The organism is Pseudarthrobacter sp. C4D7 (assembly GCF_013359725.1).
Taxonomy (GTDB): Bacteria; Actinomycetota; Actinomycetes; order Actinomycetales; family Micrococcaceae; genus Arthrobacter.
The window spans coordinates 26,259-38,369 of sequence record NZ_JABFMW010000034.1; the positions used below are offsets into that span (position 1 = coordinate 26,259).

At 68.8% G+C, this 12,111-nt stretch carries 11 protein-coding genes; all 11 read left to right on the forward strand.

The window, feature by feature from the left end; genetic code table 11:
• The first annotated feature begins 124 nt into the window (after positions 1 to 124).
• The 11 genes from HNO81_RS17675 to HNO81_RS17725 all read left to right on the forward strand — a co-directional run bounded on the left by HNO81_RS17675 (position 125) and on the right by HNO81_RS17725 (position 12,041).
• Positions 125 to 1,081, forward strand: coding sequence for a sigma-70 family RNA polymerase sigma factor (locus tag HNO81_RS17675; protein ID WP_175319409.1), 957 nt, complete (start codon positions 125 to 127; stop codon positions 1,079 to 1,081).
• Between the two features lie 121 nt (positions 1,082 to 1,202).
• The gene (locus HNO81_RS17680; protein WP_175319410.1) at positions 1,203 to 1,739 is read left to right on the forward strand and encodes an HAD-IIIA family hydrolase; all 537 of its coding nucleotides are present in this window, start codon (positions 1,203 to 1,205) and stop codon (positions 1,737 to 1,739) included.
• Positions 1,739 to 2,827 (forward strand): glycosyltransferase family 9 protein, encoded by a 1,089-nt coding sequence (locus HNO81_RS17685; RefSeq protein ID WP_175319411.1) that lies wholly within the window; start codon positions 1,739 to 1,741, stop codon positions 2,825 to 2,827. The genes HNO81_RS17680 and HNO81_RS17685 overlap by 1 nt, the downstream gene beginning before the upstream one ends.
• A complete protein-coding gene (locus HNO81_RS17690; protein WP_175319412.1) occupies positions 2,824 to 3,858 on the forward strand; it encodes a glycosyltransferase in 1,035 nt (344 codons plus the stop codon). Before HNO81_RS17685 ends, HNO81_RS17690 begins: the two co-directional genes overlap by 4 nt.
• Positions 3,855 to 5,120, forward strand: coding sequence for a glycosyltransferase (locus tag HNO81_RS17695; RefSeq protein WP_175319413.1), 1,266 nt, complete (start codon positions 3,855 to 3,857; stop codon positions 5,118 to 5,120). Before HNO81_RS17690 ends, HNO81_RS17695 begins: the two co-directional genes overlap by 4 nt.
• A complete protein-coding gene (locus HNO81_RS17700; RefSeq protein WP_175319414.1) occupies positions 5,117 to 5,827 on the forward strand; it encodes an SIS domain-containing protein in 711 nt (236 codons plus the stop codon). The genes HNO81_RS17695 and HNO81_RS17700 overlap by 4 nt, the downstream gene beginning before the upstream one ends.
• Complete coding sequence (locus tag HNO81_RS17705) at positions 5,824 to 7,209, forward strand: PfkB family carbohydrate kinase (RefSeq protein ID WP_175319415.1); 1,386 nt, start codon at positions 5,824 to 5,826, stop codon at positions 7,207 to 7,209. The genes HNO81_RS17700 and HNO81_RS17705 overlap by 4 nt, the downstream gene beginning before the upstream one ends.
• A 40-nt stretch (positions 7,210 to 7,249) precedes the next feature.
• On the forward strand, positions 7,250 to 7,963 hold the full coding sequence (locus HNO81_RS17710) for an SDR family oxidoreductase (protein WP_175319416.1): 714 nt from the start codon (positions 7,250 to 7,252) through the stop codon (positions 7,961 to 7,963).
• Positions 7,964 to 8,035: 72 nt separating this feature from the next.
• A complete protein-coding gene (locus HNO81_RS17715; RefSeq protein ID WP_175319417.1) occupies positions 8,036 to 9,475 on the forward strand; it encodes an aldehyde dehydrogenase in 1,440 nt (479 codons plus the stop codon).
• Positions 9,472 to 11,004 (forward strand): D-glycero-beta-D-manno-heptose 1-phosphate adenylyltransferase, encoded by a 1,533-nt coding sequence (gene rfaE2 / locus HNO81_RS17720; RefSeq protein ID WP_175319418.1) that lies wholly within the window; start codon positions 9,472 to 9,474, stop codon positions 11,002 to 11,004. Before HNO81_RS17715 ends, rfaE2 begins: the two co-directional genes overlap by 4 nt.
• A gap of 122 nt (positions 11,005 to 11,126) precedes the next feature.
• Positions 11,127 to 12,041, forward strand: coding sequence for a spermidine synthase (locus HNO81_RS17725; protein ID WP_175319419.1), 915 nt, complete (start codon positions 11,127 to 11,129; stop codon positions 12,039 to 12,041).
• Positions 12,042 to 12,111 lie beyond the last annotated feature (70 nt).

A 12,111-nucleotide genomic window follows, 5' to 3' on the forward strand; every position in this document is an offset into this window, starting at 1 on the left:
GACGTGGTGCCGCTGATTTTCCGAGCTTATAGCGGAGGAGCATTGTTTTATAAGCAAGCTTATGATTTGCTGCTTCTAAGTCTTGCCGCAGGCTTTCGGAACCACACCGAGGGAAATCACACCCATGCCCGAATCCTTTGCCGCACTTGCCGTGGAAGCCTCGCCTGTCCACCGCTGCCAGCCGGTTCACCCCCCGCAGGAACCCACGCAAGCCCCCTCGGGGCGTCTTCGTGAAGCATTCGAAAACGATCTTGTCCTGAGGTACCTGGACCTCGCCGAAGCCCTCGCCGCACGCTTTGAAGCCCGTGGCAGGGAACGCGCGGACCTGAACCAGGTGGCCTATCTAGGCCTGGTCAAGGCAGCGCGGGGCTTCGACCAGGCCAAAGGCGAAAGTTTCCCCGCCTACGCCGCCCCCACCATCACCGGCGAACTCAAACGGTACCTCCGCGACCGGACGTGGGTTGTCCGGCCGCCCCGCCACATCCAGGACCTGCGGACCCGCCTGTTCCGGGCAGAGCCGGAGTTGACCCAGACGCTGGGCCGGAACCCCAGCGTCGCGGAGCTGGCCGGTGAGCTGGGAAGCGACCCGGCAGAGGTTCTGGAGGCGATTTCGGCGTCCAGCAGCATGCACCCGGATTCGCTCGACGCCGTCAACCCGAATTCGGACGCTCCGTCGATCGGCGAGGTGCTGGCCAGCCCGGACACACCGCTGGAACGGCTTGAAGAGCTTGCCTGCCTCCGGGACGCAATGCAGGACCTGGATGACGCGGACCGCGAACTTCTGTACCGGCGCTACTTCTGCGAAGAGACACAGGTGCAGCTGGGGAAGCGGCTGGGAATGTCCCAGATGCAGGTATCCCGCAGGCTGGCCAAAGTGCTGGTGGAACTGCAACGCAGGCTGGAGGACAGTGCGCAATTTGGCAGGCCGCAGGAAGCAGCCGGCGGCAGGACGGACCGCGCGTACCAGCCAGGCCGTCCTGCCAGTCCCGCCGCCCCTTTCCACCGGCCCCGGAGGGCCGGATACGCCGGCAATGCCGGCACACAGGTGAACCGGCGCCACGGCGGAACGGGAACCAGGTAACAGCGCTGCTGCGCTGCCGAACTAACGCGTATCTTGCTTGTCCAGCGGCGTATCCTGCGCTGCTTTCGGCAGGCCCGCGGCCCCCGGTTTAGAGGTGGCGGCAGGAGGGAACAGGGTGGTTATGGCAAGCTCCGAAACGTCCACGCTGCGGGCTGTCCTTTTTGACCGGGACGGAACCTTGGTGGTCGATGTGCCCTACAATGGGGACCCCGGCAAAGTGGTCCCCATGGCCGGTGCCAAGGCCGTGCTCGACGGCCTGCGCGCGGACGGAATCGCCACCGGGGTGATCAGCAACCAGTCGGGTATTGCCCGCGGCCTGATCACGGGCGACGACGTGGAAAAGGTCAACGCCCGGGTGGAAGAACTCCTGGGACCGTTCGATGTGTGGGAGGTCTGCCCGCACGCCGAACACGACGGCTGTTCCTGCCGTAAACCAGCTCCCGGTATGGTCCATAACGCCTGCCGCAAACTGGGGATCCGCGAATCGGAGGCCGCCCTCATCGGGGACATCGGTGCCGACGTCGGGGCAGCAGAAGCCGCCGGTGCCACCGGGGTCCTGGTCCCCACCCCCGTGACACGTCCTGAAGAAGTTGCTGCGGCGCGGCTCGTGGCCCCCGATCTGGCCGCCGCCGTTGGCCTGCTGCAGGACACCGTCTGATGGGGCGCCTCCTGGTGGCCCGGCTGGACAGCATGGGCGATGTTCTGCTGGCAGGTCCTGCGGTCCGCGCTGTGGCAAATGGCCGCGCCCAGCAGGGCGGCAGCAGCAACCACGTGGTGATGCTGTGCGGCCGGCAGGGCGAGGCCGCCGCCGCCCTGCTCCCCGGCGTCGACGACGTCTACAGCTGGGACAGCCCCTGGATCATGAACCCGGCGCCGGGCATGACGGGTCCGCATGCGGACCGGCTGATCGATTACGTGCGCAATTCCCGCATCACCGAAGCCGTCATCCTCACGTCTTTCCACCAATCACCCCTTCCGCTGGCACTCCTGCTGCGCCTGGCAGGAGTGGAACGCATCACCGGTGCCTCCACCGATTACGCTGGTTCGCTGCTTGACGTCCGGCTGAAACCGGGGGAGGACTTCCCCGAGGACCAGCCCGAACCGGAACGGGCGCTGGGCATCGCCGAAGCGGCCGGCTTCCGGCTGCCGCCCGGCGACGACGGAAAGCTGCGCATCAACTCCTTGGCCGACGTGACTGCCATCGTCGGCACCGAACCTTACGTCGTGGTCCACCCCGGAGCGGCCGTCCCGGCACGGGCGTGGCCTCCCCTGCACCACGCGGCCGCCGTCGAACTCCTCCAAGGTGCCGGGTACCGGGTGGTGGTGACCGGCGGTCCCGGCGAAAAATCGCTGACCGCCACGGTGGCAGGGCCTTCTGCCCTGGACCTCGGCGGCCGGACGGACCTTCCCACCATGGCCGGCGTCATGGCCGGCGCCGACGCCGTGGTCAGTGGCAACACCGGCCCGGCACATCTGGCAGCCGCCGTGGGAACGCCGGTCGCGTGCCTGTTTTCCCCCGTGGTCCCGGCCATCCGGTGGGCACCCTACGGTGTGTCCCTGGAACTTCTCGGGGACCAAAACGCTCCCTGCCGTATGTCCCGTGCCCGCGAATGCCCGGTTCCCGGCCACCCCTGCCTCGACTCGGTCTCGCCGGAGGAAGTTGTGGCGGCAGTGGACCGCCTGGTCAGCGGCGTGAGCTCGTTCAGCACCCACGCCAGCACCCGCAGAAAGGCGCGCAACAGATGAGGATCCTGCTCTGGCACGTCCACGGCTCCTGGACCGACGCTTTTGTCCGCGGCCGGCACGAATACCTCCTCTCCGTCCGCCCCGGCGGTGGGGCTTGGGGGCTGGGCCGCGCAGGCAGGGACTGGCCGGATTCCGTGCGGGAGGTGGACGTGGCAACGCTCGACGGCGACTCCGTCGACGTCGTCGTCCTCCAACGGCCCGAAGAGCTCCACGAAGTGGTGCGGACCCTGGGCCGGAGGCCCGGTATCGACCTGCCGGCCGTGTTCGTGGAGCACAACACGCCTAAAGGCAACGTCCCGAACGTCAGCCATCCGCTCGCGGACCAGGACAGCATTCCAGTGGTCCACGTGACCCACTTCAACCGGATGACCTGGGACAACGGCGCCGCCCCCACGACGGTGATCGAGCACGGGATTCCGGACCCGGGACTGCTGTACTCCGGTGAACTGCCCGAGTTGGGAGTCGTGGTCAACGAGCCCGTGCGGCGCGGCCGGGTCACTGGGACGGACCTCCTGCCCGCCTTCGCCTCCGTGGCGCCCCTGCAGGTGTTCGGCATGAAGACCGAAGGGCTCGCGGCAGCCACAGGTATCGATCACACGCGCCTGACGTCCCGGGGCGACCTCAAAACCCGTGAGCTGCACCGGGAGCTTGCCCGCTGCCGCGTCTATGTCCATCCGATGCGGTGGACCTCGCTGGGGCTGTCCCTGTTGGAGGCCATGCATCTTGGAATGCCGGTGGTGGTCCTTGCCTCCACCGAAGCACCGCGGGCCGTGCCGCAGGATGCCGGCGTTGTGTCGGCGGACATCGATGAGCTGCTCCGTTGCGCTGGGCGGTTGGTTGCCAATCCGGAGGAAGCCCGACGGCGGGGACTCGCCGCCCGGGAGGCGGCGCTGGAGCGTTACAGCCTGGGCAGGTTCCAGGACCGCTGGGATGAACTCCTTGCGGACCTTCGCCGCCGGCCCCGGCACTCCGTTAACGAACGCCCGGATGAACGGATCCCCGTTCCGGCGCGGGAGAGGAAAACCCCATGAAAATCGCGATGATTTCTGAACATGCCAGTCCATTGGCGGCACTGGGAGGGGTGGACGCCGGCGGCCAGAACGTCCACGTTGCCGCGCTGTCCGCGGCCCTTGCCAGGCGGGGCCACCAAGTCACCGTCTATACCCGCCGGGACGCAACGGAGCTGCCCGGACGAGTCCGGGTGGAACCCGGCCTGGAGGTGGTCCACGTGGACGCCGGTCCGGCCCGGCATGTACCCAAGGACGGGTTGCTGCCGTACATGGGGGAGCTCGCGGACGGGGTGGCCAGGGATTGGGGCGGGCGGCCACCGGACGTTGTTCACGGCCACTTCTGGATGTCCGGCCTGGCGGCACTGGACGCTGCCCGGCGCTCCGGGGCCGGCCGGCGGGTGCCCATGCTGCAGACGTTCCACGCCCTGGGCACCGTCAAGCGGAGGCATCAGGGCGCAGGGGACACCAGCCCCGAGGAACGCCGCTGGCTGGAACCGGGCGTTGGACGCTCCGCGGACCGGATCATCGCCACCTGTTCCGACGAAGTCTTCGAGCTCAAAGCCATGGGCGTCGCCACGGGAAAGATCTCGATCGCACCCTGCGGCGTGGACCTCAGCTTTTTCTCGGCGGAGGGTCCGGTGGCCGCAAGGAAACGCCGGTACCGAATCCTGTCGGTGGGGCGGCTGGTACCGCGCAAGGGCGTGGACCTGGTGATCCGCTCCCTCCCGTACCTCAAGGCGGCAGGACTCGACGACGTCGAACTCCTGATTGTGGGCGGGGGAGGCGACTCGAACGCCCTGCACAAGGATCCGGAAATCCGCCGCCTGCTGGCCCTTGCCGCGGAACTGGGTGTGTCCGGAAACGTGACGCTGCAGGGACAGGTGCCGCGGGCGGACATGCCTGGCATCTTCCGCAGTGCCGATGCCGTCGTGTGCGCCCCGTGGTACGAACCCTTCGGCATTGTGCCGCTGGAAGCCATGGCCTGCGGGGTGCCCGTGGTGGCTGCCGCCGTCGGTGGCTTGCGTGACACAGTGGTGGACCACGCCACCGGGCTGCACGTTCCCCCGCTGGACCCGGAAGCCATCGCCTCGGCATTGGTGCTGTTGCTGGAGAACCACAGCCTCCGGAAGGACCTAGGCCGGGCCGGAGAAAAGCGCGCCCGCACCAGGTACTCCTGGGACCGTGTTGCGGCAGAGACGGAGAAGGCTTACCAACTCGCTGTGGCGGGCGCCCGCTCCGGCGCCCAAACCGGACCGGTTCCCATGGAAGGAGCAGCCCTGTGACTGCCGAATCGACGCTCCGGGAAACAGACCTTCGTGCCCTGGCCACGCCGCCGGCTCTGCCCGCGCTGATTCCCGGAGCCACGTTCGTTGATCCAGCCAGTGCCGACGCGGTCCGCCTGCACCTGGACAATGTGCTTCCGGCGCTGGAGTCGCTGCGCAACCAGTCCGGGCGGCTGGCCGCCTGGGGCGTGGAACTGGCACAGCGGCTGCTGCGGGGACACCGGCTCCTTGCTGCCGGGAACGGCGGATCCGCCGCTGAAGCGCAACACCTGACGGCGGAACTGGTGGGCCGGTTCGACAGCGAACGGGTCCCGTTCTCCGCCATTTCCCTGCACGCCGAATCGTCAGCCGTGACGGCGATCGCCAATGACTACGGATTCGACGACGTCTTCGCCCGGCAGGTGCGTGCGCACGGACGCTCCGGCGACGTTCTGGTCCTGCTGTCCACCAGCGGAAAAAGCCCCAACCTCCTGCGGGCAGCGGACGCTGCAGCCCGGCTCAACATGACCACCTGGGCGTTGACCGGCTGCGGTCCCAATCCGTTGGCGGACGCCTGCGACGAGGCCGTAATGATCGACGCCTTGAATGCCAACGCCCAGGAGGGGCACCTGATTGCCCTGCACGCGGTGTGCCGCGCCTTCGACCTTGAAATTGCCCGGCACACGCCAACGCCCTTCCCTTCGATGGTGCAAGGCGGGCGGCCATGAGGATCGTCGTGGTGGGCGATGTCATGCTCGACGTGGACCTTTCCGGTGAAGCCACCCGGCTCAGCCCGGACGCCCCTGTCCCCGTGGTGGACATTTCCGGTGTCCGCCGCCGTGCCGGCGGGGCGGGCCTGGTGGCGCGCATGCTGGTACGGGACGGCTGGCCCGTCACGTTGGTGACGGTTCTGGGAGGGGACGACGCCGGCACCCAGCTGAGGACGCACCTCGCCGGGGTGCAGCTCGTGGCGGGAAGAAGCGGTCACCCGTCGCCGGTCAAGACCCGGGTCCGGGCAGGCGCCCATCCGGTGGTCCGCTTCGACCAGGGCTGCGACAAGCCTCCCGTCCCGGAGGCCAGCCCGGCCATGCTGCGGGCGGTGGAAACGGCCGGCGTGATCATCGTGGCCGACTATGGCAGGGGACTGGCGGCCAATCCGCAACTGCGTGAACTGCTGGGCCGCCTGGCTGGTTCGGTACCCATCGTGTGGGACCCGCACCCGTCAGGGCCGGAGCCGGTGCCAGGGGTTGCCGTGGTGACACCGAACATTGCCGAAGCCACCAAGGCGGCCCAGGCCGCAGGAAACGTCCCTGGTTCGGTGGACGGCATCGCGCAGCTCCTGCTGGAACGCTGGCGCAGCCAGGCCGTCCTGGTTACTCGGGGCGGCGACGGGGCGGTCCTGCTGCAGCACGGTGCCGCTTCCCGGACCGTACCCGCTCCGAGGGTGGAAGCCGGTGACCCGTGCGGGGCAGGCGACCGCCTCGCCGCCAGCCTGGCAGTTCACCTCTTGGCCGGCCGGGACCTTCCGGAGGCAGCCGCCCTGGCAGTGCACGAGGCTGCCGACTTCCTGGCTGCGGGGGGTGTCGCGGCGCTGCCCGACATCGACGGGACAGATGCTGCACCCGCAAACGCCGGGCCGGAACCCGGCCGGCGCACCACCGAACCGTTGCTCCTGGCCCGTTCCGTGCGGGGAAGCGGCGGGACGGTGGTGGCCACCGGCGGTTGCTTCGACCTGATCCACGCCGGCCACATCAGATCCCTCGCCGCGGCCCGGGAATTGGGGGACTGCCTCATCGTGTGCCTCAACTCGGATGATTCGGTGCGGCGGCTCAAGGGCCCGCAGCGTCCCATCCTCGGCCAGCACGACAGGGCCGAACTGCTCCTCGCGATGGAATGCGTAGACGCGGTGATGGTCTTTGACGAGGACACTCCCGAAGCAGCCCTGGACCGTCTCCGCCCCGATATCTGGGTCAAGGGCGGCGACTACAAGGGAGCCCGCCTGCCCGAGGCAGACCTGGTGGAGCGATGGGGCGGCCGCTGCCTTACCGTCCCCTTCCACCCGGCCCGTTCCACCACCGGCCTGGCGGCCGCACTCGCCAAGGTCAGCTGAACTTTCCTTCGCCTTTTGTTGCCCTATTGAAAGGAACACCATGACCGCAGAATCAACCCCAACCGCCCCCTCACCCGGACGCGTCCTGGTCACCGGAGGCGCCTCGGGACTGGGGGCCGCCGTCGTCGACGCCGTCCTTCGCTCCGGTGGGACGCCGGTGGTCCTGGACCGCGATATCAGCACCGTTTCCGGGGTGAAGGCGTTCGAAGTGGACGTTGCTGACCGCGCGGCTGTGGAGCACGCGGTCCGCGAGGCCGCAGAGGCCCTGGGCGGGCTGGACGCGGTGGTTACCGCGGCAGGGATCGACCGCTGCGGAAAGCTCGCCGACGTCGAGGCCACCGAATGGGAAAAGGTCATTGGGGTCAACCTGATGGGGACCGTTTCCACCGTGCGCGCCGCCTTGCCGTACCTGAAGGAAAGCCACGGGCGGGTGGTCACCGTGGCCTCCACCCTGGGCAAGCGCGCCGTGGCCGATGCCACCGCGTACTGCGCCTCGAAATTCGGGGTGGTTGGTTTCAGTCACGCGCTGGCCGCGGAAACCGGCGGTGACATTGGCGTGACCACCATGATTCCCGGCGGCATGAAGACCCGGTTCTTTGACGACCGGACCGAACAGTACAAACCGCAGGACGATTCCCGGCTCAATGATCCCGCCAACACGGCCCAGGCGATCCTGTTCGCCCTGAACCAGCCCACCGGCTGCGAGGTCAGGGAGATGCTGATCTGCCACGAGGAAGAAGGCTCCTGGCCCTGAGCCGGGTACCGGCCGCCACACCAGCAGGACCATCAGCACTGACATCCAGCACCATAGGACGGGAGGAACACCATGCCCATCACAGCCACCGAAACAACCGCCGGCCATGGGATCATCGAGGGCGCCGGCATCACTATCCAGGACCCGCGGACCGGTGACGTTCTCTGGACGGTACCGCAGGCAGGCCCGGACGCAGTGTTTGATGCTGTGAACGTGGCCCGCAGGGCTGCGCCCGGTTGGGCGGCAACCGCTCCGGCCGAACGGGGTGCCGCACTCCGGACCGCTGCCAGGGCGCTCGATGCTGCGGCCCGGCAACTCGCCGGCCTGAACGCCAGTGAAACCGGCCGGCCAGAAGATGAGGCGCTGGCCGGAATCGGCGCCGCCGTGTCCACCCTGGAGCAATACGCCGAACTGGGCCCGGTACACCGCGGCCACAGCTTGCGCGGCGGCCGGTTCGCCTCGGACTACACAGTCGCCGAACCGCGGGGCGTAGCTGTCCTGCTGACCCCGTGGAATGACCCGGTGGCAGTAGCCTGCGGCTTGATCGGGGCAGCCCTGGTGACAGGCAACGCGGTCATCCACAAACCCAGCGAACGATGCCCCCGGCTGGGAGAGGCGCTGGGTGAGGTCCTGGCCCCAGCCTTCCCGGCGGGTGTTTTCCTGACCATCTCCGGAGGCGCGGATGTGGGGGCTGCCCTGTCACAGGCGGAGGTGGATGTGGTGGCCCACGTGGGTTCCAGCGCCGCCGGCTCCCGGATCGCCCGGGCGGCCGTCGGGACCGGCGCCCACGTCCTCCGGGAAAATGGCGGCAATGATCCCCTGCTGGTGGACCGCGACGTGGACCCCGTATGGGCAGCAGAACAGGCGGCAATTGGAGCCTTCAGCAACAGCGGCCAGATCTGCACTTCCGTGGAACGGGTCTATGTCCACAAGGACATCGCCCACGATTTCTGCAGGGCACTTGAGGCTGAGGCAGCCCTCCGGAACGGCAGTGGATCCGTGGCGCCCCTGGTGGACGTCCGCATGAGGGACGCCGTCCACGGACACGTCACAGCGGCCCTGGGCCAGGGCGCCCGCGCCGTTGAAGGCGGTTCCCTGCCGGACGGGCCAGGCTCGTTCTACCCGGCTACCGTCCTGTTGGACTGCACCGAAGGAATGCAGGTCATGACGGAGGAAACGTTCGGACCGGTGGCCCCGGTCCAGGTGGTGGACACGTTCGACGACGGCCTGCGCCTGGCCTGCAGCGGCAGGTACGGCCTGGCCGCCACGGTCCTGAGCAGCAACATCGCGCACATCCAGCAGGCAGTGGCCGCGCTCCCGGTGGGAACGGTCAAGGTCAACGCGGTCTTCGGCGGCGCCCCCGGCGGCGCAGCCCAGCCCCGCGGCGAGAGCGGCGCAGGATTCGGCTACGGGCCCGAGCTGCTGGACGAATTCACGCAGGTCAAGGTGGTCCACATTGCCGCGCCGCCGCCGGCCGCGGGTACCAGTGCCGATGGACAGGACCGGCCGTGAGCCCGTCCCCTGACTCCGTAGACCTCTCCACCCAGCGGGCCCTGTCCGACTGGCTGCCCGGCAGACTGGCCGCCGAACAGCCGTCGGTCCTGGTGATCGGCGACCTTATGCTCGATGGCTGGTGGAACGGAAGCATTGAACGCTTCTGCCGCGAAGCCCCTGCGCCCGTGGTGGATCTCCAGGTCCGCGAATCGGTTCCCGGCGGGGCGGCCAACACCGCCATGAACCTGGCAGCCCTGGGCGCGACGGTAGCCGTGGCCGGCGTCGTCGGCGCCGACGACGCGGGGGAGGACCTGCGCGGGCAGCTTGCCGCGGCGGGCATCGATGTCCAGCACCTGCTGTCGCACCCGGACATGGTCACTACCACCAAGATCCGCATCAGCAGCGGCGGCCAGGTGATGCTGCGCCTGGACGACTCTGCCAGGGCTGTCCCGGCCGACGCCCTCGACGCGCTCGCCGCCTCCGTCCGTGCCGTCGTCGAACGCCGGGACGCTGTCCTGGTGTGCGACTACGGCACCGGCGTGGTGGCGGGCCCCGTCCGCGCCGCGCTGGCGGAAGTCCTGGGGAACTGGGCTGGGGAAGGCCGGCCGCTGGTGGTGGTTGACGCCCATGACCCCCGGCCGTGGGCGGCCCTGCACCCTGACCTGGTGACGCCGAATGCCCAGGAAACCGCACGGCTGCTCGACCGCAGGCTGCCGGAGGGGCAGGACCGGGTGGACGCCGTCGGCGGCGCTGCCGCAGACCTGCTGGCCGGCACCGGTTCACGCGCGGTGGTGGTCACCTTGGACCGGGACGGGACCCTGCTTTTGACGCCCGACGGCGTGCGGCACCGGACGTGGGCACGGCCGGCCGCCGAGAAACAGGCATCCGGCGCAGGCGATACATTCGTCGCCGCCCTGACACTGGCGCGTGCGGCCGGCTTGCCCCTGACCGCCAGCCTGGACCTGGCCCAGTCGGCCGCCGACGTGGTGGTCCACCAGCCGGGCACCTCGGTATGCAGCACCGCTCAGCTCAGCCGTTACCTGGAAGCCTTCGCCGATACTGCCCTGAGTGCGGAGGAACTGGAGCAGCAAATGGAGCTGCACCGAGGCCAGGGCCAGCGGATCGTGCTGACCAACGGCTGCTTCGACGTCCTGCACAGCGGCCACACCCGGTACCTCAACCAGGCCAAGCAGCTGGGCGACATCCTGGTGGTGGCGCTGAACAGCGACGATTCCGTCCGGAGGCTCAAGGGTGCCGGCAGGCCGATCAACACCGTGGCAGAACGGGCAGCGGTGGTGGCGGCGCTGAGCTGCGTGGACTACGTGACGGTATTCGATACCCCCACTGCCGTGCCGCTGATCCGCCGGTTGCGGCCCGAGGTGTACGCCAAGGGCGGGGACTACACGCCCGACATGCTGGCGGAGACCCCCGCAGTGGAGGAGTACGGCGGCCGGGTGGCCATCCTGGACTACGTGGCCGAACGGTCCACCACCGCTGTGGTGAACCGGATCCGTGACGGCCAGGGGGCAGACAGCCCCGTCACCTGAAAGTCCTGTCAGCCAACGGCCCGCATCCAACGTCCGGCCAGCCAACGTCCGGTCAGCGAAACTGCCCGTCGGCCAGGGCGTGTCACATAGGGTTGAGGCATGACTGAGGCGGAGCAAGGGTAATGGGCAAACGCGGAAAGTCAGGCGGCAGGTCCGGCCGCGCGCCGGCCGGAGTGGTCGAGGTGACCAAGGGGACCGCGGTCAACGGTCCCGTGGAGGGCGTCTACTACATCGACACCGGCGACTGCGAGCTGATCGCGGACCAGGACAATTCCACCGGGTGGCTGCTGAAGATCAACGGCGTCATGAGCTCTCACATCGACCTTGCCGACCCCCTCTTCCTGGACTTCGAGTACATGCGGTGGATGGCGGCGCTCATCGAGTCCCGCCGGCCGCCGTCGGACGCTTCATCGGAAAAGCTGCGCGGACTGCACCTGGGCGGCGGCGCCTGCTCCCTGGCCAGGTACTTCTCTGCTGCCTACCCGGATGCGCGGCAGGTGGTGGTGGAGCTGGACGGAAAGCTCGCCGAATACGTGCGCGGCTGGTTCGACCTTCCCAAGGCGCCCCTGCTGCGGATCCGCGTGGGGGAGGCCCGTGCCGTGACCGAGACCCTCACCGCCCAGACCCGGGACTTCATTATCCGCGACGTCTTTGCCGGAGCATTCACTCCGAGGCCCCTCACCACCGCCGAATTCAACCAGCAGGTGAAGCGGGTGCTGGCCCCCGGCGGGCTGTACGTGGCCAACTCCGGTGACGCCCCGGACCTGAAGAACGCCCGTGAGGATGCCGCCACCATCGCGGCCGCCTTCAAACACACCGTGATCATCGCCGATCCCGCCATGCTCAAAGGCCGGCGCTACGGAAACATGGTGATGGCCGGCAGCGACGTGCCCTTCGCCGACGATCCGCAGCTGTGCCGCCGGCTCCTCGGCGGGGCCGTCCCGGCACACCTGTGGGACGACGCGCAGGTGCGGGCCTTCGCGGCAGGGACCCCGGTCCGGCACGACCCAACGCCACCGCCATCGATTGCTGAGTAACTGCCGTTTTCGCCGTGGAAAGTCAAGTGGTCGTTGCAACGGTTAGGCTGCCGCGGCGAGGAGGAGTTCG

Bases quoted from the DNA above. Each gene is read 5' to 3' on its own strand.
- HNO81_RS17675 (WP_175319409.1), top strand. From the start codon at position 125: ATGCCCGAATCCTTTGCCGCACTTGCCGTGGAAGCCTCGCCTGTCCAC.
- HNO81_RS17680 (WP_175319410.1), top strand. From the start codon at position 1,203: ATGGCAAGCTCCGAAACGTCCACGCTGCGGGCTGTCCTTTTTGACCGG.
- HNO81_RS17685 (WP_175319411.1), top strand. From the start codon at position 1,739: ATGGGGCGCCTCCTGGTGGCCCGGCTGGACAGCATGGGCGATGTTCTG.
- HNO81_RS17690 (WP_175319412.1), top strand. From the start codon at position 2,824: ATGAGGATCCTGCTCTGGCACGTCCACGGCTCCTGGACCGACGCTTTT.
- HNO81_RS17695 (WP_175319413.1), top strand. From the start codon at position 3,855: ATGAAAATCGCGATGATTTCTGAACATGCCAGTCCATTGGCGGCACTG.
- HNO81_RS17705 (WP_175319415.1), top strand. From the start codon at position 5,824: ATGAGGATCGTCGTGGTGGGCGATGTCATGCTCGACGTGGACCTTTCC.
- HNO81_RS17710 (WP_175319416.1), top strand. From the start codon at position 7,250: ATGACCGCAGAATCAACCCCAACCGCCCCCTCACCCGGACGCGTCCTG.
- HNO81_RS17715 (WP_175319417.1), top strand. From the start codon at position 8,036: ATGCCCATCACAGCCACCGAAACAACCGCCGGCCATGGGATCATCGAG.
- HNO81_RS17725 (WP_175319419.1), top strand. From the start codon at position 11,127: ATGGGCAAACGCGGAAAGTCAGGCGGCAGGTCCGGCCGCGCGCCGGCC.